This is a genomic window from Burkholderia metallica (genome assembly GCF_902832845.1).
Classification (GTDB): Bacteria; Pseudomonadota; Gammaproteobacteria; order Burkholderiales; family Burkholderiaceae; genus Burkholderia; species Burkholderia metallica.
Genome location: NZ_CADFDB010000001.1, coordinates 214550 through 240902, shown reverse-complemented (window position 1 = coordinate 240902; position 26353 = coordinate 214550). Strand labels below are relative to the sequence as shown.

The window sequence follows — 26353 nt, the reverse complement described above, 5'->3', positions numbered from 1 at the left end:
CTTTGATCGGAAAGGATTTGCCAGGCGTGCGCGGCAAATGCGCCAGCCCGGGGCAACCACGCATCCCGCTCAGTTGTCGTCGACGATTCGCTCGATCCGCAGGCCGGTCGAGGTTTCGAGGATGCTGGCGTGACGCGTCACGACGCAAAACAGCCGGCCCTTGGGATAGTCATCCGGCCTTTGCCGGGTCCGATCCTCGGTGTGAACGACCACGGTACCGTTGAGTGGATACGCACCGACGTGTTCACCCATGAAATAGATCTGGCCGTTCAGCTGGTAATAACCATTCCCGAGGTACCAGAACGAATCCCTTCCCGTCGCAATCCGGTCAGCCCCCAGGTAGATCCCGTCGTCCTTCCTGACGATCGCATAGAACAGCAAGCCGATTTGCGGTTCGATGACGGTGTAGCGATTGGCACGAATGTCGTCGAGCACCTTGTCGCGAAGTTCGTCGCTCAGGTAGGTGTTACCGCCGAAATACTCGGTGTGATGGTACGGCGGCTGGCAGGCATGCGCACTCGTGCCGCATGCCAGCGCCACCAACGGTACGGCGATCGCTTTCCGGATCGTTCTCACTGATTTCTCTCAAGGTTCTTTATTGTCGGCCCGCCATCCGGCGCGGCAAATGTTACCGGTGCCGGATCGCGTCGCCAGTTTACCGAACCGCTCTCGTTCAGGAAGATGCATTCGCCAAATTGACAACCAGTTGTCCAATACGTAAAGTAGTTGTCAATTCATCCCACGTATCGAACATGACGAAATCCGCGAAGTTGACCGCCGTCGCGCTGTCCGTATTCCGCCTGAACGGCCTGCTGATCGAATGGGGCAACACCTTTGCCGGGCCGCACGGCCTGACCAGCGCGCGCTGGCAAGTGCTAGGCGCCATCTCGCTGGTGCCGGTAGCCCCGAACATCCCGCAGATCGCCGACGCGATGGGCATCACGCGGCAGGCGGTGCTGAAACAGATCAACGTGCTGACCGACGAAGGGCTGGTTCAGTCGCTGCCCAACCCGGCGCACAAGCGCTCGCCCTTGTATGCGCTGACGCCTCGCGGCGAGGCGGCCTACCAGGCCGTGGTCGGGCAGTGGCAACAGCATGTCCGCGACATCGCCGGCGACTTCAGTTCGGCTGACCTGGATGCGGCGATCCGCGTGCTGTCGGCGATGTCCCGCGCACATGGTGCCGATGCACCGACGTGAGCGCTCAGCCCCCCTCACCCTCACCCGCAGGAGTTCCCATGCCTCATTTCAAGCCGCTGGATCCGGCGTTTCCGATCCAGCAACAGATCGCCATCGACGCGGAGCCGGTTGTCCTCGTCAACGTGTTCACGTTGGCCGCCGACGACGAAGCGGACTTTCTTGCCGTGTGGAAGGACGACGCCGAATTCATGAAGCGGCAGCCGGGATTCATCTCGACCCAGTTGCATCGCGCGCTCGGCGACAGTCCGACTTATCTGAACTACGCGATCTGGGAATCGACCGAAGCGTTTCGCGCGGCCTTCACACATCCGGAGTTCGTCGCCAAGCTGTCGGCCTATCCGTCGTCCGCCGTCGCAAGCCCGCACCTGTTCCAGAAAGTCGGCGTGGCCGGTATCTGCACGGCGTGAGGGCATGACCTGCCCGGCGAAGCTTAAGAAAACGTCCTGGCGGCTGGTTGTCCGGTCGAGTAATCAATCGTCCCTGGCGGGCGGCCCGACCCGTTTGCAGAAGCACGTTGTACCCATCCCGGTTGGATGGCTGGATCGTCCCCGGCGGCAAATGCCCTATCCCCAAACACCGATGCGGCTGTTCGGCGTAGCCAAGCGCGTTGCTCTGATCATCGCGTCAAAGTAAGACGCGAAAGCGTGAAGAACTTAGCCTGCCGCCGCACAAACGGTAGCCCCCCGCCCTGTCTACTATTGAGAGGCATGCGAATAGCGACAAGCTGCGGTGACTCGGCGGACGCCGGTGCGTCGCCCGGTGCATGTCTGCCTGGAAGTTGAATCATGGCGTGCTTTCCCTGTTCCGCTCAATCAAGCAACCAGCCGTTATCGCCCTCGACCAGCGTGCCGCCGTGGCTGGTGGTGTCACCCTCGCAGGCAACCGCCCGGCCACCAAACGTGGTTACGCCCCCGGTGACGATGACAGCACCGCAACTCGTAGAGTCACCGACACAGGCCGCTTTTCTCCCCCCGACTGTCACGCCGTCCGTGCCGCTGATAACAGTCCCAGGTCCGTGCAATGGACAGACATGGCGATGGCCGACAAGCACAACGGGTCGCATGAAAATCTCCGATGGTGATATTGATCAGCCGTTACTTTCCGACGGCGGCACTCTGTTCGCCCACGTACTTCCACTGGAAGCTGAAGGGGTCCACGCCCCGGTCCCCCGGCAGGTTCGGCAGTGAATCACCTTCCTTGACGAACACTTCGTGATAGCCGCCGAGCCTTTCGATGCTCTTGCCCGTCGCGGCCCAATAGCCGGTCTTTGGTGCGTAGTCGCCTGGGCGGGCGTACGGCAGCGCGGGGACCTGCGTACGGGCATCCACTTCGCCGAGGAATTCAACGTGCCGCCCCTCACGCGCTTCTTCATCGGTCGGCTTATAGACCTTGAAATAGAGGCGGTTCGACGGTGCGTTATCCGTGATCGGATACATCATCCTGCCTTTGCCCGTATCGGTACGGTCCAGAACCTCGCGCACGTCGATCCAGTCGAGTTGCGTATGCCAGTAGACCATCTCGTAGACGTGTATGCCGGTGAGGAACTGGGTATTCAAGATCACAAATTCGTCTGCAACCTCGCCTACCCATTTCTCCTTTGCCTTCATCACATAGGTAGATCGCTTTATGTCTTCGTCCCGGGGAGCGGCGACATAAGGCTCAATGCCACTGTACTTAGGCGGGGCAGGCTTAGTCTCCTTGCCCCCCGAATACAGCCGCATTGCAGGGCCATCCGGCGTAGGCTTGCCTGTTGTCTTAACGTCCCCATCGCTCGGATTTATGTATGTGGTGTAGTACCGTATTTTTACACTGTTATTACGCACGATTGCGTCATGGAACCTGATCTGTGTGATCAGCGGGTTCTTGACCCAGGTTACCCGCTCATTCGGCACGACGCCCGTCTGGTTTCCACTTTGCTTGTCGGTCATAGAACTTTTCATAGATTGGTTCGAAGGCGGCGCCGCTTGCTGTTCCGCAAGGGACGAGCAGCCGAGCAGCGCCAACATCCCTCCAATCGAAATAATGGCGCGAACGCCGTTCATTGTCAGACGGTCAGGCTTCATCCTTCGCGCTCTCGATAAAAATGCAATACTTTCGGCATTAGCTAACGCCCTGTTGGGCGTGAACTCGGCGAGTACCCGTTACTTTCCAGCGGCGGCACTCTGTTCGCCCACGTACTTCCACTGGAAGCTGAAGGGGTCCACGCCCCGGTCCCCTGGCAGGTTCGGCAGTGAATCTCCTTCCTTGACGAACACTTCGTAATAGCCTCCGAGCCGTTCGATGCTCTTGCCCGTCGCGGCCCAATAGCCGGTCTTTGGTGCGTAGTCGCCTGGACGGGCGTACGGAAGCGCGAGGACCTGCGTACGGGCATCCACTTCGCCGAGGAATTCAATGTGCCGCCCTTCACGCGCCTCTTCATCGGTCGGCTTGTAGACCCTGAAATAGAGGCGGTTCGACGGTGCGTTATCCGTGATCGGATACATCATCCTGCCTTTGCCCGTATCGGTACGGTCCAGAACCTCGCGCACGTCGATCCAGTCGAGTTGCGTATGCCAGTAGACCATCTCGTAGACGTGCGTGCCGGTGAGGAACTGGCTATTCGCGATTACAAATTCACCCGGCCCATCTGAAGTCCATTTGCTTTTTGCTTTTACTACGCTAGCGTTCGTCTTTATCTCGTCATCTCTGGGGGGAGCCTTGAGAGCTATAATGCCGTCATCCTTACGCAGGGGCTCGGGATTAATGCGCTTGCCTTCTGAATACAACCGAATGACAGGATCATCCGGTGTCGGCATGTCAGTCCATTTAGCATCTTTCTCACTTGGATTGATGCACGAAAATCCGTACCGTATCTTGATGCTGCTGGCACGTACGATGGCGTCATGAAAACTAATCTGCGTAATCAGCGGACTCTTGACCCAGGTTACCCGCTCATTCGGCACGACACCCGTCTGGTTTCCACTTTGCTTGTCGGTCATAGAACTTTTCGTAGTTTGGTTCGAAGGCGGCGCCGCTTGCTGTTCCGCAAGGGACGAGCAGCCGAGCAGCGCCACCATCCCTCCAATCGAAATAATGGCGCGAACGCCGTTCATTGTCAGACGGTCAGGCTTCATCCTTCGCACTCTCGATAAAAAATGCAATACTTTCGGCATTAGCTAACGCCCTGTTGGGCGTGAACTCGGCGAGCACCCGTGCCGCGCGTGCCCCATAGGCAGTCTTTCCGTTGTATCCGTCAGGGTCATGTGCCCCGTTAACATCGACCTTCTGGTCCTTGGCATGAGCGGTATTCTGCAAATGCGCCACCTCGTGCAACTGGATTTCCATACGATTCTGATCGACCGGATCCCTGTTATTAAAGCTTCGGAAGAACGGACCATACTGGCAAGCGATATTGACGTATTCCATCCGGAAGCCTGATTGGGCGGGCTTGAGCGCCTTGGCCGGATACACCCCCGGCTGCACATAGGCACCTGCTTCAAAACCCAGTGCGCCCTTGACCACCCGTTGCATGGATATATGGCGGAAGAACTCCCGCATGCCTTTCAGGTAGTTATGGACGTGATGCCCGGCAGGCGCGGCCGCAAGCTGGCCGTGCAACGTCTCCGGGCCAGCGATGTCATTGGGCGTTACGCCAAACCAGTATTCGAAGTTTGACCAGAGATCGTGATGGGCAACATTGTGAATCGTTTGCAGAGTCGCATATTCCCTGACGACTGGCGCCCGCGCCGAGGGCGCATCAGGCATGGCGGCGTTGGCGTCCGCCCAGGGTTCGAGTTGTTTGAGGCGCTTCTCGATCAGCTTCAGGCAGGTTATCCAGCTCTGCCGGATTTCCAGTTCGAACGCCTCCTCGGACAGCGTTGCGTCCGTTGCGAGACATTCCCGCATCTGGGCCAGAAAGCCGACTGGGTGGAAATGCCAGTTCTTCGTATCCATCGGCGTGGATAGCGGCTTCATGGCATTGTTCACACCGTCCTGCTGTACCTTCGCGTCGCTCCAGAACTGCTGACGCTGAATATCCTGCAAGAACGCCTTGAACTGGCTGTCGGATAATTGCGGAAGCGGCGGATGGCCACCTTGCTGAAGTTTGTCGTATCGCTTGCCGTTGTTACTGCTGTCCCATTCAGTGTGGAACCGGACAGCGGCGGTGCGCAAGATCGCGTCAACGCCATCCGCGTGAAGATCCTCGAGACTCAGGCTCGCAGAAGACTCGTGTGCGGCGGACAGGATTTTCTGCATGACCGCATCGTCGTCCTCAACGAAGCCGTCGTCTGTCGTGTTCAGTTCGCTATCCTCATAGGCCTGCCATCCCCGCGCTACCCAGTCGCTATCGGTAGTCAGCGTCACCCACGCGTCGCGGACAAATTCCCGCCCATCGGCTGCTGCGCTCACTTGATCGGCGTACGCGTAGTAGGTGCTTCCATCCATGCCAAAGAGTTTGAAACATATCAATTCCTCAACTTGAGTTGGCACCGTTCCATCCACCCCGCAGGGTATCGCTCCCAAAAAACACGAACCTGAAGGAAACTGTTGCATATTTGAAGCAGCCAACCTACCCGGTTTAACCAGGCTTTTAAATCGTGCGAGATTGGCACTTCTCGTCAACCACACCTTCCCCATACCATCGCTTTTCTGTCCATCCGCATATTCCTGGTACGACGAACTTGGGTTGATAATGTTCAGCGGAACAAGCGGCTTCATCTGCTTCACCAACTTATTCTCACCCGTAAAAATCTCGAAGTGGAAGCTGTCCGCCACCGGGCCAAGATCGCCGTCCGTTATCCCGGCGTAACCAATCACCTGTCCGGCCCTGACCGGATATTCCAATGAGAAGGTGCGGTCCAACGGCATCCACCGCTTTTCCGTAGGATGGCAGCAATACATGAATGAAATGGGGTAGCCCAGCCGGATTTTCTGCTCGGGCCTCAGTAGAGCGCCTGGCTCCACGTCCAGATACATGCGCTCGATCCATCCCTCGCCACTGTTGCGGGTATTGATGTCAGTAATCCTGATCTTGACCATGTGGTGCCCGTCATCAATCACCGCGCTTACCGTTACTTCGTCCCCGCGCAACGCGGCAACCGGGACAATTGTATTGGTGGTCGTGAGAAACGGCGGCAGGACTGCCTTGTTCTGCAACTGCTTCTGCGGCAGCAGATTCGCGTAGAGCGAGTAGAAGTGCGCTCCGATGTATCTGGGGATGCTCGCGCTGACACCCTGCGAAACGCCCGCCACGGGCTGCATTTCACCGCCTCCTCTATTGACCTCGCACTCGTGCCGTATCAGTACAAAGCTGCTGCTGAGCTGCCGGGGCGGTGACGGCTGCGGCTTGGCTTTCGACGCTGACGCCTTCACGGGTGCGGCCGCCTTGATCTGCCGGTCGAGTTCGCTGTCGATATAGTCCCGATCCAGTCGGAATGCGACGATGGTGCCGTCTGCGACCGCGCGCACCGGCTTTTTTCCGCTCAGGTGTACGCCGCCGTGCCAGAAGCGGTTGCGCCCTACCGGGAATACCCCTCCCGCGACGTGCTTCGCGAGATCAATATATTTGCGGGCAAGTGCTGGCGTACTCAGCGCGGCACTGGCTGATCGCGGGTAAGACGCTGGCTGCGGGGCGCTGTAATAGGGATCGTCTTCAAATGGGAAAGTCACAATCACGAGGCACGGTTCCTTGGTGGAATAAACGGCAGGCGTCAGCCTGAAAACGGGAAGTAGTCCGGTGTGAACGGGTCGCCCTTGTTCACGTCTGAGCGCATGTCCAGGGCATTCTTGACCCAGCCGGTCTCGGTCTGGACCGGCCCCTTCAGCTTGATCCGGACTCCTTCAATCGTGACGCCCTCACCGTCGAGCGTGATCTTTCCGGCCGGGCCAATGATTTCAGCCTTGTCGCCCGCGTGTAGCTGGTAGATGCGGGTCTTGCGCTCAATAGCCTGTCCCGCTTCGATCTGGTGACGCCCCTGCACCTTGTGTTCGGCGTTGCCGCCAGTCGTGACCTGGAAGTTGGCCGCAATAGTGTCCTTGCGATTGTTGCCGGTTTCCTCGATTCGATCCTTGCCGATCTGGATGCGGTGATCGCGTCCAACCGAAAGAAACGCATCCTGGCCTATGGTGTGACGACGATCGACACCAATCTCGACCTGTTCGCCTCGGCCGACTTTTTCCGTACGATCGTTGCCAATCGTCACCGATTCGTCATGTCCGACCGTCTTCGCGCGATCATGTCCAACCGTAAGCGATTCATCGTTTTCAACTTCGGTTCGCATATCCCTTTCGGCATGGAACCATATTTCCTCCCTGCCTTTCTTGTCCTCGAACCGCAGCGCGTTGGCGGTTTCGTAGCCGCCTTTATCGGTGGAGCGCGTCAGCGTGCCGCTCTGGGTCGCATTGGCGGGCAACTCCCACGGCGGCATGTTGTGCGCGTTGTAGTGCCGCCCCGTCACAAATGGCCGGTCAGGGTCGCCGTTCTCGAAGTCCACTATCACTTCCGAGCCCACCCGCGGAATGCTGATGGTCCCGTAGTTGTTGCCTGCCCACGGATAGGAGACCCGCAGCCAGCAGGATGATGTCTGATCATGTACTGGCGAGCGGTCCCAGTGGAACTTCACCTTCACCCGGCCGTACTGGTCCGTGTAGATTTCGCTCCCGTCGGCCCCCGTAACAATGGCCGTCTGCGGGCCGGTTGTACGCGGCTTGCTGACCGTGCGCGGTGGACGGAAAACGGTCGTGGCCGGCTGCACTTCAAACTGTGTCCGAATCCGGTATTCGCCGGTATCGGTTGCCTCGTCGAGTTCAGCCGCATCCAGCCGAGCCCGGATAACAAGGAATTCGCGGTTTGCATCGGCTTGCGGAAAACCCGCCAGCGTAAAAGTCGTCCCACACACGACGTTCCGCACATTCCCACCGCCCGTACCCCGCTCGCCCAGGGCACGCATTTCCTGCATGCGTATCCGTGCAAACTGCTCACCGGCCTTCAGTTCGGTGTAGTCGCCGGGCCACTCGTAACGTTCAAGCGTATTGTGCGAGGTGTTCTGCGGCAACTGAATCTGTGCCTCGAGATTTGCCCTTGGCCGGGTAAAGTCGAAATCGTTCGTGGTCCACTGACCTGACTGGATACGCGCAGTCGTATCAAAGTTGTCGATGTGCTCCATGTCAACCCTGCGGCCTGGCGGATAGTACGACAGCGTCTGATAGGCTTCACTGTCAACCGGCTTGTGCGCCCCCAACTGGTCCACCAGGACCATGCGATGCACGGTATCTGAATGCTCGAAGAACCAATAAATCCCGTTTTCTTCCATTAGACGCTGGATAAAATGAAAGTCGGTTTCGCCATACTGGACCTGATAGACCAGCTTCGGATAGGACTCGCTTAGCCGCATGTCCCACGAGTAGAGGTAGTGGTCGCTCAGCACTTCGTGAATGATTTCAATAACAGACTTATTCTGGAAAATCCTGTAATCCGAGCGTTTCTCAGCCAGCGCGATCCACGGTTGCAATTTGAGTCGATACCTACTCTGGCGGTTTGACTGCCCGGCAAAACTCACTGCCGTGATAATCCCGCTGATTTCGCGTAACCCGCGTCCGATGTTTGCTGCACCGGTCGCCCCTGGCATTCCACGGACAAAAGTGCCCATCCCGTCAAGCTGGATGGTGACGGTCAGTTCCTTCCCAATCATGTCGAGTGTATTGAGATTCGCCGCCTCTTCGTCACTCAATCCCGCGTCGAGCGAGGTTTTAACCTCCAAATCGTAGGTGTAGATTTTGGAAAGTTCTTCCTCGCCTTCGATCGCAACCAGTTGCAATACAGGTTCGCCATTGGGCGATAACGGAACGGCAGCCCCACTGATAGAGAGCGTTCGGGGCCGGCTGAATTTCTGCATGACCGGATATAGCTGCTGAACATCAAACGCGTTGGACATGGCGATTCCGACAATAAGATGGATCGTATTGGGCTACTCGGCGAACGTATGCAGACTGCCCCGTCAGGATGTTTCGCTATCAGGCAACAACCCGACCGGCAGGGACACGGGGCTATCCATTGCGACCATATGATGTTCACGTCGCGTCAGTTCGGGTGGCCGCTGGGCAGCACGGAGTGATGCGGCAGCAAGGAATTCGGCAGGCGCGAACAGACCCAGCACGTCGTTCCATTGCTCCGATTCACAGAGGTCCGGTGCCCCACTGAGGTCGCCGAACAGCTGTTCAAGTTTGACCGGAGGCCTGAGTAGCTCCATGATCCCCTCGGGCTTGGCAACCGGCTTAACCGGTTGCGGTGGCAACTCCACCATAGTGAGCAAACCCAATCCCGGTTCAGCCTGCACGGGCAACGCAGATGGAGTGGCTTCCTGTGTATAAGAGATTGCCCGCTCGGCCAATGAAAGCGGATCATCGAGAAATCCAAGGTATTGACTGTACAGCGACGCAATAATATTTGCGTCCTCTACAGCAACGTTATTGTCATCGAGCTCGCGAAGGGCCTCGATGCCACGAAGGGGCGCTGATGATCCAAGCAGGCCAAATACTGCCCCTCCGCCGCATTCGTCACCAGTGGACAGCGCCCGAAATCCCCCGCGCATAACATTGTCTGCGACGTGAACAACCGTGCCGCCGTGATCCGTTGAATCGCCAAAGCGAGCGACATCCTTGTCTGAGGTATTGTCTTTCACGATTCATCTCCGTTGAACGGAATTTCTCCTGCGTCGAATTTACCGAACACATCGGTAAAATCACATAAGACGCGTCCGAAATTGACAAAACCTGGAAAAAATCACAGGGTGTGATTTTTTGTTGAGACAATGGACATGCCCCGCGTATAAGTTGCACACACAACGTCTTTACAACCGAGGCTGGCTCAAGCGGACAACGGCAAGTGACTTGCTGCCTCACACGAACCCAATCGGGCGACTCGGACATATTGCAACCTTCTGGACGCTCCTCCATCATGGCTTGCGCCGTCTGCCGAAGCAAATTCACACCAGCAGAACAACAACCAGCAGACCGAATCAACTACACGACAATTCGATATAAATACTACCCATATCCATAGGTATCCTCACTTCTCGAGATAACAAGACACACTGCCAGCACATCGGATTCAGTGCTGGGCGCCTGGAGCAGCCCCCTGAAACGCCGGACACAGTCACCCACTTACAATAACGGGCAGGCATAAGACTGTGTCTTTGACTAACACCTGGCAGGAAGTGATGGAAGTGTTGACGGGCCCGGAGCGCCGGCGGCGCCGGACGGCGGAGCAGAAGCTGGCGATGGTTCGCGAGAGTTTCGAGCCGGGGAAATCGGTTTCGATGGTCGCGCGCCAGCACGGCGTGAATCCGAACCAGCTGTTCCACTGGCGCAAGCTGTATCAGGATGGGAGCCTGTCAGCGGTCAAAGCCGGCGAGGAAGTGGTTCCGGCCTCGGAACTGGCCGACGCGCTCAAGCAGATTCGTGAGCTGCAACGGATGCTCGGCAAGAAGACCATGGAGAACGAGATTCTCCGCGAAGCAGTCGAGTACGGCCGGGCAAAAAAATGGATAGCGCACTCGCCCTCGCTGCCGGAGGACGACCAGTGAAACTGGTTTGTGAAGTTCTCGGCGTGTCGCGCTCGAACGTATCGGCACGGCTGTCGCGTCCCGCGACGAGGCTCGATGGCCGTCAATCGAGGCAGACTGACGACGCGGTCGCTGTCGAGGAAATCCGCCGGGTCGTCGGCGATTTGCCCAGCTATGGCTATCGCCGGGTTTGGGGCATATTGCGCAACGAGCGCGTCGCGATTGGGCTAGTGCCGTTCAACGCCAAGCGCATCTATCGTGTCATGCGCACGCATGGGTTGCTGATGCAGCGCCGACCGATTCCGCCCCGCCCCCAACGTCGACACGACGGCAAGGTGGCCGTCGCGCGCAGCAATCAGCGGTGGTGCTCGGACGGCTTTGAGTTCCGCTGCGACAATGGCGAGCCACTGCACGTAACGTTCGCGCTGGATTGCTGTGGCCGTGAGGCGATGAGCTGGGCGGCCACGACGGCAGGCCACAGCGGTGACATTGTGCGCGACGTGATGCTGGCTGCAGTGGAAAATCGGTTTGGCAACGACTTGCATACCCGTCCGAAATCGAGTGGCTGAGCGACAACGGTTCGGGCTACACGGCTGACGACACGCGCCGGTTCGCAGTGCCCATCGGCCTGAAGCCATTGACCACGCCGGCGTGCGGCCCGCAAAGTAACAGGATGGCCGAGAGCTTCGTGAAGACGATGAAACGCGACTACGTCGCCTTCATGCCGACGCCGGACGCAGCGACTGCTGCACGCGATTTGGCCATCGCGTCCGAGCATTACAACGAGAAGCATTCCCATAGCGCGCTGAAACATCGCCCGCCTCGCGAGTTCCGGCGCTCGATGGATTCAGCAATCCTTAGTGTGATGCCGCGTCCGGTATTACAGGGGCAACTCCAGCGGGGTGTCATGTCAATTCGTCATGCGGGATGGGGGATCGTGTGGGAATGGCCTGAAGGAGCCACACCCCGTTTCGCCACATCGTCTATCTTGCCCGCCTGACAAGGGTTCGCTGCCACCGCCAAAGTTCTCCACAGAAAATGTTGGCAAGCTTGTGGATATCCTGCGCACCGCATCGCTAAGCCCTTGATCCGACGGGCTTTGGCACGCGTGATGCAGACGCGGCCCTGCTGATGGCCATCGCCTACCCCGCTTCGCCGCACGTCGCATCACAACACCACGACGATGCACGCCGCAGCCGCTTCGAACGTGCCCGCCATGCGCGGCACCACTTACCCACAGATTTTGTTGGCAAGCTTGTGGATATCCTGCGCACGCCTGCGCTAACCCGTTGATCCGGCTACGGTTCAAGCGCGGCGTCACGGTTGCGGCACCATGCGGCCCGGGCATGCGCGCAGGCGAGCGATCCTGCGCAACGACGTTCCATCATCGTCGTCTTGACGCTCGCGCCCGCCGCGCGGCAAGATCACGCGAGCCGCACGCGAGCCTCGCATCGCCGGCTTTGCGCGCCGGCTCAACGGCCCGGCAGTTCCGCCGGCGCCGCACCACGACACAACACTCCGAGGAAGACCATGGAACACTTCACCGCGTGGCAGCTGGTCGTCACACTCGTGCTCGTCGCCATCATCATCTATCCGTATATCCGCATCGTCCGGCGCACCGGACATTCGGGCTGGTGGATCCTGACGATGTTCGTCCCGGTCCTGAACTTCATCATGTTGTGGGTGTTCGCGTTCGTGCGCTGGCCGACGGTCGACGATCGGCAGCCCTGATCGTCGTCGGCGCGGCGGCCGGGCTTGTCCACAGATTGTGTTGGCAAGCTTGTGGACAGCCTGCGCATACCGCGCCCAAGCACTTGATACGAAAGACTTTGTCAGTGCTGCTTCAAACGCGGCACGGCGGCCCGCGCCACACCGGACGCGCCCGCGCGCGGGCTTGTCCACAATTTTTGTTGGCAAGCATGTGGATATCCTGAGCATGCGCGACCTAAGTCGTTGATCGCACAACGTTTGATCGCGCGGGTCACGGTTGCGGCACCGCACGCATGCAGATCGCGTCACGGACGTCGCAGCGCGCGTCGCGCCGCCCGCGTCAACCGAATGCCTGCACCACGATGCGCGCGACCGACGCGATCACGTCGTCCTTCGCGCGTGCATCGGCACGTGCCTGCGTGTAGTACACGGCCAGCGCGATCGGCGTACGCGACGGCGACCACACCACACCCGCGTCGTTGGTCGTCCCGTAGTCGCCGGTGCCCGTCTTGTCGGCGACCGTCCACCCGGCCGGCACGCCCGCGCGCAGCCGCTTGTCGCCGACCTTGTTGCCGCGCATCCACGCGACGAGCTGCGCACGCTGCGCGGGCGGCAGCGCATCGCCAACCATCAGCACGCGCATGCTCGCGGCCATCGCGGCCGGCGTCGTCGTGTCGCGCGGGTCGCCGGGCAGCGCGGTATTCAGTTCGGTCTCCCATCGATCGAGCCGGAACGTGTCGTCGCCGATCGAGCGCGCGTAGGCCGTCACCGCCGACGGGCCACCGAGCATCTTCAACAGCAGGTTCGCGGCCGAGTTGTCGCTGTACTGGATCGCGGCCTCGCACAGCGCGGCGACCGTCATGCCCGTGCCGACATGCTTCTCCGACACCGGCGAATAGTTGACGAGATCGGCCTGGCTATAAGTCACGCGCTGTTGCAGCAACGCCGGGCGCTCGACGCTCTGCGCGAGCACCGCCGCGCTCAGTATCGCCTTGAACGTGCTGCAGAACGGGAAGCGCTCGTCCGCGCGGTGCTCGGCACGCCGGCCGGTCGCGATGTCGATCGCGCACACGCCGACGCGGCCGCCCGCGCTGCGTTCGAGCTCGGCGAACATCTGCGCGGCGGCGGCGGGCGCCACGCTCGCGGCCGCAGCAGCGACGGCCGCGCCGGCCTCGTCCGTTGCGGCAGGCGAAGCGGCCGGCCGCGACGCGCACGCGGCAACGGTCAGCGCGAGCGGCGCCGTGGCGGCCGCCAGCAACAGGGTGCGACGTTTCGATGAGTAGGTCATGTCGGTTGTCTCGTGGTGGAATGGAGGCGAAATGGTGTTGAACACGCCCGGCCGGCGAGACTGCACTATCGTGACTTTACGGTTGCCTGACAAGCAACGATAATTGAGCGCTGACAAAAGAAATTCTTATGATGAAGCTCCGCCCTCACCTTCCGCTCAATGCATTGCGCGCGTTCGAATCGTCGGCGCGCCACCTGAACTTCACGCGCGCCGGCCTCGAACTGAGCGTGACCCAGGCCGCGGTCAGCCAGCAGGTGCGTTCGCTCGAGGAGCGGCTCGGCTGCACGCTGTTCACCCGGCTGCCGCGCGGCCTGGGGCTCACCGACGAGGGGCGCGCGCTGCTGCCGGTGCTGAGCGACGCGTTCAGCCGCATCGAGACGGTGCTCAAGCAGTTCGACGGCGGGCGCTTCCACGAGGTGCTGACGCTCGGCGTCGTCGGCACCTTTGCCATAGGCTGGCTAATGCCGCGATTGAAGCAGTTCGGCGATACGCACCCGTTCGTCGAGCTGCGGCTGCGGACCAACAACAACGTCGTCGATCTCGCCGCCGAGGGCCTCGACTTCGCGATCCGCTTCGGGGAAGGCAACTGGCCGGCCACGCGCAACGAGCGCCTGCTCGACGCGCCGCTCACCGCGCTGTGCACGCCGGACATCGCGCGGCGGCTCGCACACCCCGCCGATCTCGCGAACGAAACGCTGCTGCGCTCGTACCGCACCGATGAATGGCTCGGCTGGTTCGATGCCGCGCAGCTTGCACCGTGGGCGGTCAACGGGCCGGTGTTCGATTCGTCGAGGCTGATGGTCGAGGCCGCGATGCAGGGCGCGGGCGTCGCGCTCGCACCGGCGTGCATGTTCGCGCGCGAGCTGCAGCTCGGCCTGCTCGCGCGGCCGCTCGACATCGACGTGCGTGCCGGCGGCTACTGGCTCACGTCGCTGAAGTCGAAACCGCTCACGCCGGCGATGACGCTCTTTCGCGACTGGATCGTGGCCGAAGCGGCCGCCACCGCGCAGGCCGAATGACACGGCCCCGCTTGTCCACAGAAAGTGTTGGCAAGGATGTGGATATCCTGGGTACCCGGGACCTAAGCCCTTGATCGCGCACGAAATAGCGTGCCGACGCAGACATCGGGCAACCCGTATGCACCGGGGCTTCGCGCGCGGGCCTCGGGCGGCCCGATCGTCAACTGTCGCGACGCAATCGATTGCGAGTTGTCCACAGAATATGTTGGCAAGCCTGTGGATATCCTCCCGAGCCGCCGCGTAACACGCTGATACAAAAGGGGTTTCGAGATACGGACCTTGCGCGGTCAACCATGTGGCAGCGCACGCACTTTCGCAACGCACGCGCCGCACCTCCGGCTTCGGGCCGGAAGGTTCTCCACAGATTGTGTTGGCAAGCGTGTGGATATCCTGCGCATCGGCGACCTAACTCATTGAGCGCACGGGGTTTTGTGCTTCGTCTACAGAATCGGGCAGCGCCGGTGCGGCCCGTGCGGCTGCCCCGGCGCCATTCGTGCATCAATGCCGGTCGAGCCCGCCGCGCAACTCGCTCGCCTTGTCGCGCAGCGCCTCGTAGCCCGAGCGCGCATGCTCGGGCAGGTCGGGATCGCCGATCAGCGCGCCGAGCGTTTCGATCAGGCTGAACAGGATGCCCTTCGCCGCGCCGACCGCGATGCTCTGCGATTCGATCGACTTGTGCAGGTGGTCGACCGCCGCTTCCAGATTCTCGAGCTTGTGCTCGCCGTCGTCGGGCCGGTTGTCGGTCGTCATCGTCTACCTCCGCCATCGTTCAAGGGTCATGTCACGATTCTATGCCGCGCGGCGCGAACGTGGCGCGACATCGCGCAACGTTCGCGCCGCGTCGTGCTACAGCACCGCGATCACCTTCACGCGGCCCGGCTGCTCCGCGGACGCGATGACCTGCCCGTCGACGCGGCGGAACGTGAGCGACACGGTTTCGTCGCCGACGCGCAATGCATCGATCCGCAGCCAGTCGACGCCTTCCGGCAGCGCCGGGCGCTCGACGCGCACTTCGTGACGCGATGCGTCGATGCTCACACCGAGGCAGGCCTGCAGCATCATGAACGGCGCGCCTGCCGCCCACGCTTGCGGCAGGCAGGCCACCGGATACGCGGTCGGCGGTTCGCCGCGCCGGCGCGGGAACCCGCAGAACAGCTCGGGCAGGCGCATCTCGAAGCTCACCGCCGCCTCGAACAGCGCGCGCAGCAGGTTCACCGCGGCCGTCTTGTCGCCGTAGCGCGCCAGCCCGCGCGCGATCAGCGCATTGTCGTGCGGCCACACCGAGCCGTTGTGATACGCCATCGGGTTGAAGCGCGGCTGGCCGGCCGCGAGCGTGCGGATGCCCCACCCCGTCTGGAACAGCGCCGAGCCGAGCACACCGGCGACCGCCGCGCCGCGCGCCGCATCGGGCAGCCCGAACGCGAGCAGGTGGCCGGCGTTCGACGCGAACACGCGGCACAGTTCGCCGTGACCGTCGAGCGCGATCCCGTAGAAATCGCCTTCCGGCATCCAGAACAGCGCGTCGACCTGGTCGCGCAGCGTCTTCGCGCGCAACGCGTAGCGCGTGGCATCGGCCGCGTGGCCGCGCCGGTGCGAACACATCGCCATCGCATCGAGCGCCGCGCACGCATACGCCTGCACTTCGACGAGCGCGATCGGGCCGTCGGGGAAGCGGCCATCCGCGTGGAACACCGAATCGTGGCTGTCCTTCCAGCCCTGGTTCGCGAGGCCGCGCTCCGACGTGCGCTGGTAATCGAGCAGTCCGTAAGGATTGCGGTCGCACTTGTCGATCACCCATTGCGTCGCGCGTTCGAGCGCGGGCCACAGCTCGTCGATCAGTGCATCGTCGCCGGTGCGCTCGACGTACGCGCCCGCGAGCATGATGAACAGCGGAGTCGTATCGACGCCGCCGTAGTACAGCGCGAACGGCACCTCGCCCGTCGCGGCCATCTCGCTGCGGCGGAACTCGTGCATGATCTTGCCGGGCTCCGCGTCGCGGAACGCGGAGGTCTCGCGCGCCTGATGCTCCGCGAGAAAACGCAGCACGCCGCGCGCGAGCGACGGCTGCAGCCACAGCATCTGCAGCGACGTGATCACCGCGTCGCGGCCGAACGGCGTCGAGAACCACGGAATGCCCGCATACGGGTACGGCCCCGTGTCGAGCTGCGTCGTGAGCAGCCCCAGATCCGCGAGCGAACGGTCGAGCCATGCGTCGAACAGCGGATTGCCGGTATTCACCCGCGCCATCGATTCGCGCCGCGCGCGCATCTCGCGATGCACGCCGACGAGCGCGGTACGCAGCGCGACGCGGCCGCATCCCGGCCCTTCCGCATGCACCGGGCCGAGCGTCGCATCGACGGTCAGGTAGATCGACACGCATGCCTGCGCGGCGATCGTCAGCGTGTAGTCGGCGCGATCGACCGACAGCGCGTCGGGCGCCGGCGAGAAATGCACGGTCACGTTGCGCTCGACGCCGTCGAGGCCGTCGTAGCGCAGCCGCACCGCGCCCGCGTCGACGCGCGGCTCACCGACCGTGCCGCGCTTCGGGCGCAGCGTGCCGCGCACCTCGAACATGTCCTTGAAATCGGCCGCGAACGACAGCGACAGCGGTACCTCGGCTTCGCTTGCGCCGTAGTTCGTCAGCGTCAGCGCTTCGTAAAGCACGTCGCCGGCGAGCACGCGCGTCCGTTCGATGTGGATTACGCCCTCGGGCGTCTCCTGACCGCCGAGCGGCGGCAGCGGGCGGTTCGTCAGGTGCGCGGTGAACGACGCGTTGTCGGCGCTCGTCGCGCCCGACAGCAGCGACGGCGCGCGGCCGCCGAACGTCAGGCGCCACGTCGACAGCACGCGCATGTCGTCGACGAATAGCCCGTCGTCGTGACCGCCGATATCGCCGAGCGCGTCGCCGACCACGAAGGCATCGCCGGATTTCAGCACGTACTGGTTGTTGCGCGCGAGTGCCTGCGGATCGGCTTCGGGCGCGATGAAGGCGGGGCCCGACGCTGCGGTCGGGGCAACAGGCGCGACTTGCGGCGCCTGGGTCGTCGTGGCTTCGGCGTGATTCGGCATCGATGCTCCTGTGTCGGACCGCAACGCGCGGCGCGTTGCGTGTTTCGCACAGGATAGGACAGAACGGGGAACGTGCGCAGCGACGCAAAACACGCGATGCCGTGCGACGACTGCTTCGTCGCACGGTATCGCGTGTGTCAGGCGCCGGTCAGAACTTCCACAGGATGTTGCCGAGGATCGCGTTGTCGCGCACGCCGCTGCCGTACTGGCCGCTGTACGTGATGCCGAGCGTCAGGCGCTTCGTGAGGGTCGCGTCGATGCCGGCCTCGAGCACGGCGCTGTCGCGAGCAATCGGCACGCCCGATACCTGGAACGACGTGCCGCCGTTCGCGAACGTGAACGACGACGACGGCCGCACGTTGCCGAACGCATGCCGCCAGCCGACCGTCCCGCGCGCGGTGAACGTGCCGCTCGCGATCGAGCCGAGCTGCGACGCCGCGCGCAGGCCGAGGGTAGAGAAGCCGACGTGGGTCGTCTCGCCGCCAGCGCGCAGCGCGGCCGCGCCGCCGGTTTCCGTATAGCCGTCGGTATGCAGGTTCACGTACGCGAGGCCCGCGAACGGTTCGATCGCCACGGGCCCGACCGGCAGCGCGTAGCCGACTTCGCCGAACACCTGCGCCGAATGCGCGTCGTAGCCGGCCGAGTCGTGATCGGAGAAGCCCGCGAAGCCCGGATACCGGTCGCTGTTGATCCGGTACCACGTGTACGACGCACCGCCGCGCACGCCGAGCGCGCCGTATTGCGCGCCGCCGTACAGCGACAGGTAGTAGCTGTTCACCGACGCCGACGAACTCTGGTCGTTGTCGAGCGAGCCGTGCGTGACGCCTGCCGCGAGACCTGCGCGCCACTTGTCGTTGAGCGCCATGTCCGCACCGGCGATGAAGCCCGTCATGCTGCGGTTGATCGACGACGCGTTGCCGTCGCCGGCGAGCCGGCTGCGGCCGCCGAACGCCTGACCCCAGACGACCGGCTGATAGGGCGTACCGCCGTAGCACCCTTCGCGCGAGCCGATCCGGCGTTCCGGCGGCAGCATCGGATCGACCGCACCGGCCGTGTTGTCGCCGCACAGCGCGGCGCCGCCCGACGACAGCGCCGCGAGCGGGCCCGATCCGGGCGCGAGGCCCTGGCGGACGCGATCGGTCACCGCGTCGCGCACATAGCGGCTGTCGATCAGCAGCATGCTCTTCAGGCTCGCCTGAAGCTCGCCGTCGAGCAACCCGTATGCGCGGCGCGCGGTGGGCGCATCGGTCGTCAGCACCGTGTCGTAGAGCGGGTTGCCGACGCCGAGCCCGCCGATCGCGGTGGCGACCGAGCGCTGGTTCGGCGTCGTCGCGACGTCCGGCAGCGCGGTGCCGTTCTGCAGCAGTTGCAGGTACACGTGGTTCTGGTCGTAGGTGAGCTTCGGCATCAGGAACGCGTAGTTCGCGCTCACCTGGCCGAACGCACCCTGCACGCCCGACGACGCGGAAAGGATCGTGTAAGTCGTGCTCGGCTGGTAGCCGCTCTGGTTCGCAAGCACCTGCACGGTGCCGCCGTTCAGCGCCGCCGCGCCGGTCGCTGCCAGGCTGCCGCTTTGCTGCGGCGTCGCCGCGACCTGGAACGTCGATCCCGGCTGGAACGTGACGTTGCCGGCCACGTTCAGCGCCGCGCCCGGCTGCGTCGCGGCCGCTGTCGCGCCGCCCTGCACCACGAGGCCGCCGACCGTGCCCGTGCCCGTCAGCGTCGCGCCGCGCTGCACGGTGACGATCGACTGGCCGAGCGAGCCGTTCACGGCGAGCGTGCCGGCGCTGACCGTCGTGGGACCGCTCAGCGTATTCGTGCCCGTGAGCGTCAGTTGCCCGCTGCCGGCCTGCGTGAGCGAACCGGCACCGGAAATCACACCGTCGAACGACAGGTTGTCCGAGCGGTTGAAGACCAGCGCGCCCGCATCGGCGACGTTGCCGGCGATGCTGCCCGACGTGCCGCCGTTGCCGATCTGCAGCGTGCCGCCCGCGACGGTCGTTCCTCCCGTGTAATGGCTCGCGCCGGTCAGCACGAGCGTGTCGCTGCCGCTCTTGGTCAGTGCTCCTGCGCCCGTCAGCGTGCCGCCGAAGGTACCGCCGCCCGCGACCGTGAGCGTGCCCGTGCCGGTGTCGAGCGTGCCGTTCGACGCGCCGCTCAGCCCGTTGAGCGTCACGTTCGTGCTGCCGAGCGCGAGGCTGCCGCCATTCAACGTGAGGCCGCCGGTGCCGAGCGCCTGGCCGTTGCCGAGCACGAGCGAGCCGCCGTTGACCACCGTGCCGCCCTGGTACGTGTTGCTGTTGTTCAACGTCAGCGTGGCCTGGCCGTCCTTGACGATGCCGCCCGCGCCGGACACGACACCCGACAGCGTCAGGTCCTGCGTGCCGCCGATCGTTGCGTTCGCATTCAACGCGACCGCATTCGCGAGATTCACCGGACCCGTCGTGTCGATCGTGCTCGCGGCGCCGACCGTCACGGCGCCGGTGCCGAGTGCGCCGTTGCTGCCGAGCACGAGCGTACCGCCCGCGACCGTCGTGCCGCCGCTGTACGTGTTGTTGCCCGACAGCGTCTGCGTGCCCGTGCCGTTCTTTACGAGTGCGCCCGTGCCGCCGATCGTGCCGCCGAACGACGTGTTCGCCGCGCCGCCGAGCGTCAGCGTGTTGCCGCCGAGCGCAACCGTGGTGCCCGTGGCGCCGGCAAGACCCGCAACGGTCTGTGCGCCGCCGCCGAGCGCGAAGCCCGCGCCGGACGTCGTCAGGTTGACGGTCGTCGACGCCGCGAGGCTGCCGCCCGAGCCGATCACGAGATTGCCCGCGTCGATCGTCGTCGCGCCGCCGTACGTGCTCGCGCCCGTCAGCGTCGTCGTGCCGGCGCCCTGCTTCGTGATGCCGCCCGTGCCGCCGATCACGCCGCCGAACGTCTGGTTCGTGCCGTCGCCGAACGTCAGCGTGTTGCCGCCGAGCGCGACGGTCGATCCGCCCACGCCGCTCAACGCACCGATCGTCTGGTTCGCACCGGATGCGCTGAGATCCAGCGTTGCACCCGTGCCATTCAGGCTGACCGCGCCCGTTGCCGCGAGCGAACCGCCTGCGCCAAGCGCGAGCGTGCCTGCGTCCACGGTCGTGCCGCCCGTGTACGTGTTCGTACCGGTCAGCGTTTCCGTACCGCTGCCTTGTTTCGTGATGCCGCCCGTGCCCGTGATCGCACCGCCAAACGTCGCGCTACCGCCGCCGCTGCCGAGCGTCAGCCCGGTCGCACCCAGCGCGACCGTCGAACCGCCCACGCCGCTCAGCGTGCCGACCGTCTGGTTTGCACCGGACGCGCTGAGATCCAGCGTCGTGCCGGTGCCGCTCAGGTTCACCGCGCCGCCGGCTGCGAGGCTGCCGCCCGCGCCGAGCGCCAGGGTGCCGCCCGCGATCGTCGTACCGCCCGTGTAGGTATTCGCGCCCGTCAGCGTTTCGGTGCCCGCGCCCTGCTTCACGATGCCGCCGGTTCCGCCGATCGTGCCGGCGAACGTGCCGTTCGTCCCGTTGCCCAGCGTCAGCGTGTTGCCGCCCAGCGCAATGGTCGACCCGGCGCCACCGGTCAAGCCGCCGATCGCCTGGTTCGCGCCCGCTGCGCTGAGGTCGAGCGACGTGCCCGCGCCGGTCAGGTTGACGGAACCCGTCGCCGCGATCGAACCGCCTGCGCCGATTGCGAGCGTGCCGCCCGCGATCGTCGTGTCGCCCGTGTACGTGTTCGCGCCCGTCAGCGTTTCCGTGCCGCTGCCTTGCTTCGTGATGCCGCCCGTGCCGCCGATCACGCCGGCGAACGTCTGGTTCGTGCCGTCTCCGAACGTCAGCGTGTTGCCGCCCAGCGCGACGGCGGAACCGCCCACGCCGCTCAGCGCCCCGATCGTCTGGTTCGCACCGGATGCGCTGAGATCCAGCGTCGCGCCCGTGCCGTTCAGGCTGACGGCACCCGTCGCCGCGAGCGAACCGCCCGCGCCGAGCGCCAGCGTGCCTGCGTCCACGGTCGTGCCGCCCGTGTACGTATTCGCACCGGTCAGCGTCTCCGTGCCGCTGCCTTGTTTCGTGATGCCGCCCGTGCCCGTGATCGCGCCGCCGAACGTCCCGCTGCCGTCGCCGCTGCCGAGCGTCAGCCCGTTCGCACCCAGCGCGACCGTCGAGCCGCCCACGCCATTCAACGCACCGATCATCTGGTTCGCACCGGACGCACTGAGATCCAGCATCGTGCCCGTGCCGCTCAGGTTCACCGCACCGTTCGCCGCAAGGCTGCCGCCCGCGCCGATCGCCAGCGTGCCGCCCGCGATCGTCGTGCCGCCCGTGTAGGTATTCGCGCCCGTCAACGTCTCCGTGCCGCTGCCCTGCTTCGTCACGCCGCCCGCGCCCGTGATGGCGCCGGCAAACGTCTGGCTGGCCGTGCTGCCGAAGCTCAGCCCGGTGTTCCCCAGCGCAACCGTCGAACCGGCCGCGCCCATCAGTGCGCCGATGGTCTGGTTCCCGCCCGCGCCGCTCAGGTCGAGCGTCGTGCCCGCGGCGCCGAGGTTCACGGTGCCCGACGCCGCGATGCTGCCGCCCGCGCCGATCGCGAGCGTGCCGCCGTCGATCGTCGTCGTGCCCGTGTAGGTGTTCACGCCCGTCAGCGTCTCGGTGCCGCTGCCTTGCTTGACGATGCCGCCCGTGCCGGCGATCGTGCCGCCGAAGCTGCCGTTCGTCCCGTTGCCCAGCGTCAGCGTGTTGCTGCCGAGCGTCACGTTCGAGCTCGCCACGCCGTTCAGCGCGCCGATCGACGTATTGCTGCCCGCACTGATGTCGAGCGTCGTGCCCGTGCCGGTCAGGTTGACGGCGTTGCTCGCCGACAGGCTGCCGCCCACGCCGATCGCCAGCGTGCCGCCCGCGATCGTCGTGTCCCCCGTGTACGTGTTCGCGCCCGTCAGCGTTTCCGTGCCGCTGCCTTGCTTCGTGATGCCGCCCGTGCCCGTGATCGAACCGCCGAACGTCTGGTTCGTGCCGTCGCCGAACGTCAGCCCGTTGCCGCCCAGTGCGACGGTCGAGCCGCCCACGCCGCTCAGTGCGCCGATCGTCTGGTTCGCACCGGACGCGCCGAGATCCAGCGTCGCGCCCGTGCCGTTCAGGCTGACCGCGCCCGTCGCCGCGAGCGAGCCGCCCGCGCCGAGCGCCAGCGTGCCTGCATCCACGTTCGTGCCGCCCGTGTAGGTATTTGCGGCCGTCAACGTTTCGGTACCCGCGCCGGTCTTCGTCAACCCGCCCGTGCCCGTGATCGCACCGCCGAACGTCGCGCTACCGCCGCCGCTGCCGATTGTCAGCCCGTTCGAACCCAGCACGACCGTCGAACCGCCCACGCCGCTCAGCGCGCCGAGCGTCTGGTTCGCGCCGGCCCCGCTGAGATCCAGCGTCGTGCCGGTGCCGCTCAGGTTCACCGCGCCGCCGGCCGCGAGACTGCCGCCCGCGCCGACCGCCAGCGTGCCGCCCGCGATCGTCGTGCCGCCCGTGTACGTGTTCGCGCCCGTCAACGTCTCCGTGCCGCTGCCCTGCTTCGTCACGCCGGCCGTGCCCGTGATGGCGCCGCCAAACGTGTGGTTCGTGCCGTCGCCGAACGTCAGCCCGTTGCCGCCCAGCGCCAGCGTGCCGGCCGTGCCCGACAACGCACCGATCGTCTGCGGCGCGCCCGCACCGCTCAGATCGAGCGTCGCCCCTGCGCCGCCGAGCGTCACGGCGCCGCCCGGCGCACCGAGCGTGCCGCCGAGACCGAGCGCCAGCGTGCCGTCGTTGACCGTCGTGCCGCCCGTGTACGTGTTCGCGCCCAACAGCGTTTCCGTTCCGCTGCCCTGCTTCGTGATGCCGCCCGTGCCGCCGATCGACCCGCTGAACGAACCGTTCGTACTGCCACCGAACGCGAGGTTGTTCGCACCGAGGTTGACGTTCGAGCCGGCCGCACCGTTCAGCGTGCCGATCGTCTGGTTCGCGCCGGCCGCGCTGAGGTCGAGCGTCGTCCCCGCGTTCGCGAGATTCACCGTGCCCGTCGCGGCCAGGCTGCCGCCCGCGCCGATCGCGAGCGTGCCGGCATTGACCGTCGTGCCGCCCGTATACGTGTTCGCGCCCGTCAGCGTTTCCGTGCCGCTGCCTTGCTTCGTGATGCCGCCCGTGCCCGTGATCGAACCGCCGAACGTCTGGTTCGTGCCGTCGCCGAACGTCAGCCCGTTGCCGCCCAGCGCGACGGTCGAGCCGCCCACACCGCTCAGTGCGCCGACCGTCTGGTTCGCGCCCGATCCGCCGATGTCGAACGTTGCGCCCGCACCGCTCAGGTTCACCGCGCCACCCGCCGCGAGCGAACCGCCCGCGCCGAGCGCGAGCGTACCGCTTGCGATCGTCGTGCCGCCCGTGTAGGTCTGGGTGCCCGTGAATGTCTCCGTGCCCGTGCCCGATTTCGTGATCGAGCCCGTGCCGCCGATCGTGCCGCCGAACGTCCCGTTCGACGGGCCGCCCAGCGTCAGCGCACTGCCGCCGAGGTTCACGCTCGAACCGGCCACGCCGTTCAGCGTGCCGATCGTCTGGTTCGCGCCGGACGCGCCGACGTCGAGCGCCGCCCCCGCGCCGGCCAGATTGACCGCCCCCGTCGCGGCGAGACTGCCGCCGGCGCCGAGCGCCAGCGTGCCGCTGTTGACCGTCGTGCCGCCCGTATAGGTATTCGCGCCCGTCAGCGTCGTGGTCGCCGCGCCGTTCTTGACGAGACCGCCGGCCCCCGAGATCGGTCCGCTGAGCTGCATCGCGTTGCTGCCGCCGAGCGACAATGCGGCGCCCGCATCGATGGCCACCTGATTCGCGATCGTGACGACCCGATTGCTGTCGAGCGTCGCGTTGCCGCCGACCGTCAGCGTGCCGATGCCCAGCGCCTGGTTATTGCCGACGACGATCGTGCCGGCATTCAGGTTCGTGCCGCCGCTATACGTGTTCGCGCTCGACAACGTCAGCGTGCCGGTGCCCGATTGCGTGAGCGGCCCGCTGCCGGAGAGGGTGCCCGACAGGTCGAGGCTCGACGCGCCGCTCACGCCCAGACCGGCGCCGCTCATCGAAATGTCGTTCGACAGCGTGAGCCCCGGCGTCGCCGACCGGATCGCACCGCCGTTGGCCGAGACGTTGCCGGTGCCCAGTGATGCGGCGTTGTTCACGACCGCCGTGGCGCCGTTGCCGAGCGTCGCATCGGCCGCGCCCGATGCGCCCGACAGCGTCCAGGTGCCGCTCTGCACGTCGAGGTGATTGAAGTTGACGTAGTTGCCGTTGTTGATCGTGCCGGTGGCCGACGCGCCTTGCTGGAGCGTCAGCGTATTGTTGCCGCCCGCGCCGCCGTCGACGGTGCCGGTCGCTGCAAAGCCGATGGTGATCGCGCCGATGCCGAGATTGACGGCCACGCCGGTGCCGCCGGCCGAGTTGACCGACGAATCGGTGGTCGCGATGAACTGGTTGGTGCTGTTCGCGCCCATCGACACACTGCCGTTCACGGTACCCGAGTTCGTGAACGTGTTGCCGCCCGCCGACGTGCCGAGCGCCACGCGGCCGTTGATCGTGCCCGAGTTGTTGACGTTGACCTGACCGCCGCCATACGCGGCGATCACGCCGGCGTCGGGGCCAAGCAGCGTCGCGCCGACGATGCCCGACGTCGACATCGTGCCGGTATTCGTGATGTTGGTCGTGCCGCCGGCGCCGTTCTGAACGGCCAGCGCCATCCCGGTCAGGCCGATCGACAGGCCGGTGGTGCCCGCCATGACGCCGTTGTTGGTCACGGTCTGCGTACTTGCCGATGCATTGCCCATCACGACGCCCGACGACAGCACGCCGAGCCCCGTGCCGAGGAGCGTCGGGTCGATCCGGCCGTTGTTGGTCAGCGTATCGTTGCTGCCGGTCAGCGTCATCGCGTTGCCGCCGACACCGAGGAGCACGCCGACGCTCCCGCCGGGGTTGACCGTCACGTTCAGGTTGTTGGCGCCGTTCGCATAATTGGGCGCCAGCGGGTTCGCGGCACCCGAGCAGGTCACGTTGGTCCCCGCCGTCGTACAGGCCGCATAGGCGGGAACGATGCCCGCGGCGGATAGCGCCAGAAAGACGCCCGTCGGCAACAGCAATCTCGGAAACGGTTCACCGGCCTTTTTTGAACGCGCAAGGTTCATGTCTTTCCTCGTCATTGGAATGGGTATTGCCGCGGAATCGAACGAACAGACGACAGAGAAAATGGCGGAATAAAGCATCCGCGCCGGCAGTCGCGATGCGACGTCGGTTATTCATGGATGAATTCGTGATCGGCCCTGATGCGCAGGCGTGAAACTAGTCGAACGACATATTGGCGGCCCCTGTTTTTCTGCAGCGATTTTTCTGATCGATTTGATTACTGCCCTGCTTTTGTCAGACAAGGCTATATCAAATGTAAGGTATTTTCCAGTCGAGGTTTACCCATCGAATCAACGGCCGGCAGGCGGGTATTTTTTACTTGACGGAATGCGCCCGACAA

At 64.4% G+C, this 26353-nt stretch carries 15 protein-coding genes and 1 pseudogene; 5 read left to right on the top strand and 11 right to left on the bottom strand.

The genetic code is table 11. The features are described 5' to 3' along the window. Window positions 1–69 precede the first annotated feature (69 nt). On the bottom strand, window positions 70–576 hold the full coding sequence (locus HWX08_RS01080) for a hypothetical protein (RefSeq protein WP_174922336.1): 507 nt from the start codon (window positions 574–576) through the stop codon (window positions 70–72). Window positions 577–752: 176 nt separating this feature from the next. On the opposite strand from HWX08_RS01080, the gene HWX08_RS01075 reads away from it, so the two are divergent. Beyond that, window positions 753–1199, top strand: coding sequence for a MarR family winged helix-turn-helix transcriptional regulator (locus HWX08_RS01075; RefSeq protein ID WP_174922335.1), 447 nt, complete (start codon window positions 753–755; stop codon window positions 1197–1199). 38 nt (window positions 1200–1237) lie between these two features. After that, complete coding sequence (locus tag HWX08_RS01070; RefSeq protein ID WP_174922334.1) at window positions 1238–1606, top strand: antibiotic biosynthesis monooxygenase family protein; 369 nt, start codon at window positions 1238–1240, stop codon at window positions 1604–1606. A 401-nt stretch (window positions 1607–2007) separates the two neighbouring features. On the opposite strand, the gene HWX08_RS01065 is transcribed toward HWX08_RS01070, so the two are convergent. The 6 genes from HWX08_RS01065 to HWX08_RS01040 form a co-directional block, all read right to left on the bottom strand. Further along, a complete protein-coding gene (locus tag HWX08_RS01065; protein WP_174922333.1) occupies window positions 2008–2262 on the bottom strand; it encodes a PAAR domain-containing protein in 255 nt (84 codons plus the stop codon). 31 nt (window positions 2263–2293) lie between these two features. Beyond that, complete coding sequence (locus tag HWX08_RS01060) at window positions 2294–3262, bottom strand: hypothetical protein (RefSeq protein WP_244122665.1); 969 nt, start codon at window positions 3260–3262, stop codon at window positions 2294–2296. Window positions 3263–3340: 78 nt separating this feature from the next. After that, window positions 3341–4312, bottom strand: coding sequence for a hypothetical protein (locus HWX08_RS01055; RefSeq protein ID WP_244122664.1), 972 nt, complete (start codon window positions 4310–4312; stop codon window positions 3341–3343). After that, the gene (locus HWX08_RS01050) at window positions 4302–6854 is read right to left on the bottom strand and encodes a M35 family metalloendopeptidase (protein WP_174922332.1); all 2553 of its coding nucleotides are present in this window, start codon (window positions 6852–6854) and stop codon (window positions 4302–4304) included. Before HWX08_RS01050 ends, HWX08_RS01055 begins: the two co-directional genes overlap by 11 nt. A gap of 35 nt (window positions 6855–6889) precedes the next feature. Next, window positions 6890–9073 (bottom strand): type VI secretion system Vgr family protein, encoded by a 2184-nt coding sequence (locus HWX08_RS01045; RefSeq protein ID WP_174922363.1) that lies wholly within the window; start codon window positions 9071–9073, stop codon window positions 6890–6892. 102 nt (window positions 9074–9175) lie between these two features. Then, window positions 9176–9859 carry a TagK domain-containing protein gene (locus HWX08_RS01040; protein WP_174922331.1) on the bottom strand — a complete coding sequence of 228 codons (684 nt, stop codon included), beginning with the start codon at window positions 9857–9859 and terminating at the stop codon, window positions 9176–9178. A 537-nt stretch (window positions 9860–10396) separates the two neighbouring features. Between HWX08_RS01040 and HWX08_RS01035 the strand changes: the two are divergent. Together HWX08_RS01035 and HWX08_RS01030 are read left to right on the top strand one after the other, a co-directional pair. After that, window positions 10397–11600: pseudogene (locus tag HWX08_RS01035) on the top strand (IS3 family transposase); the annotation flags it as partial. A 671-nt stretch (window positions 11601–12271) separates the two neighbouring features. After that, entirely contained in the window at window positions 12272–12472 is a 201-nt protein-coding gene (locus HWX08_RS01030) for a DUF805 domain-containing protein (protein WP_069260480.1), read from the top strand. A 319-nt stretch (window positions 12473–12791) separates the two neighbouring features. Here the strand turns inward: HWX08_RS01030 and blaPEN-bcc are convergent, their stop codons facing one another. Beyond that, window positions 12792–13739: a PEN family class A beta-lactamase, Bcc-type gene (gene blaPEN-bcc, locus HWX08_RS01025; RefSeq protein ID WP_175806960.1), complete on the bottom strand. Its 948-nt coding sequence runs from the start codon at window positions 13737–13739 to the stop codon at window positions 12792–12794. Between the two features lie 128 nt (window positions 13740–13867). On the opposite strand from blaPEN-bcc, the gene penR reads away from it, so the two are divergent. Then, window positions 13868–14758, top strand: a complete 891-nt coding sequence (gene penR, locus HWX08_RS01020) for a beta-lactamase transcriptional regulator PenR (RefSeq protein WP_174922725.1) — start codon at window positions 13868–13870, stop codon at window positions 14756–14758. A 498-nt stretch (window positions 14759–15256) separates the two neighbouring features. Here penR and HWX08_RS01015 read toward each other — a convergent pair whose 3' ends face one another. The 3 genes from HWX08_RS01015 to HWX08_RS01005 form a co-directional block, all read right to left on the bottom strand. Continuing rightward, a complete protein-coding gene (locus HWX08_RS01015; RefSeq protein WP_006482135.1) occupies window positions 15257–15508 on the bottom strand; it encodes a hypothetical protein in 252 nt (83 codons plus the stop codon). Window positions 15509–15604: 96 nt separating this feature from the next. Further along, window positions 15605–17827, bottom strand: a complete 2223-nt coding sequence (locus tag HWX08_RS01010; protein WP_174922726.1) for an amylo-alpha-1,6-glucosidase — start codon at window positions 17825–17827, stop codon at window positions 15605–15607. 148 nt (window positions 17828–17975) lie between these two features. Beyond that, window positions 17976–26015: an autotransporter-associated beta strand repeat-containing protein gene (locus tag HWX08_RS01005; RefSeq protein ID WP_174922727.1), complete on the bottom strand. Its 8040-nt coding sequence runs from the start codon at window positions 26013–26015 to the stop codon at window positions 17976–17978. Window positions 26016–26353: the final 338 nt, after the last annotated feature.

Excerpts from the sequence above, each read along its gene's own strand:
- HWX08_RS01015 (WP_006482135.1), bottom strand. The coding sequence starts at position 15,508 with ATGACGACCGACAACCGGCCCGACGACGGCGAGCACAAGCTCGAGAAT.
- HWX08_RS01055 (WP_244122664.1), bottom strand. The coding sequence starts at position 4,312 with ATGAAGCCTGACCGTCTGACAATGAACGGCGTTCGCGCCATTATTTCG.
- HWX08_RS01070 (WP_174922334.1), top strand. The coding sequence starts at position 1,238 with ATGCCTCATTTCAAGCCGCTGGATCCGGCGTTTCCGATCCAGCAACAG.
- blaPEN-bcc (WP_175806960.1), bottom strand. The coding sequence starts at position 13,739 with ATGACCTACTCATCGAAACGTCGCACCCTGTTGCTGGCGGCCGCCACG.
- HWX08_RS01075 (WP_174922335.1), top strand. The coding sequence starts at position 753 with ATGACGAAATCCGCGAAGTTGACCGCCGTCGCGCTGTCCGTATTCCGC.
- HWX08_RS01060 (WP_244122665.1), bottom strand. The coding sequence starts at position 3,262 with ATGAAGCCTGACCGTCTGACAATGAACGGCGTTCGCGCCATTATTTCG.
- penR (WP_174922725.1), top strand. The coding sequence starts at position 13,868 with ATGATGAAGCTCCGCCCTCACCTTCCGCTCAATGCATTGCGCGCGTTC.
- HWX08_RS01005 (WP_174922727.1), bottom strand. The coding sequence starts at position 26,015 with ATGAACCTTGCGCGTTCAAAAAAGGCCGGTGAACCGTTTCCGAGATTG.
- HWX08_RS01045 (WP_174922363.1), bottom strand. The coding sequence starts at position 9,073 with ATGCAGAAATTCAGCCGGCCCCGAACGCTCTCTATCAGTGGGGCTGCC.
- HWX08_RS01030 (WP_069260480.1), top strand. The coding sequence starts at position 12,272 with ATGGAACACTTCACCGCGTGGCAGCTGGTCGTCACACTCGTGCTCGTC.
- HWX08_RS01010 (WP_174922726.1), bottom strand. The coding sequence starts at position 17,827 with ATGCCGAATCACGCCGAAGCCACGACGACCCAGGCGCCGCAAGTCGCG.
- HWX08_RS01065 (WP_174922333.1), bottom strand. The coding sequence starts at position 2,262 with ATGCGACCCGTTGTGCTTGTCGGCCATCGCCATGTCTGTCCATTGCAC.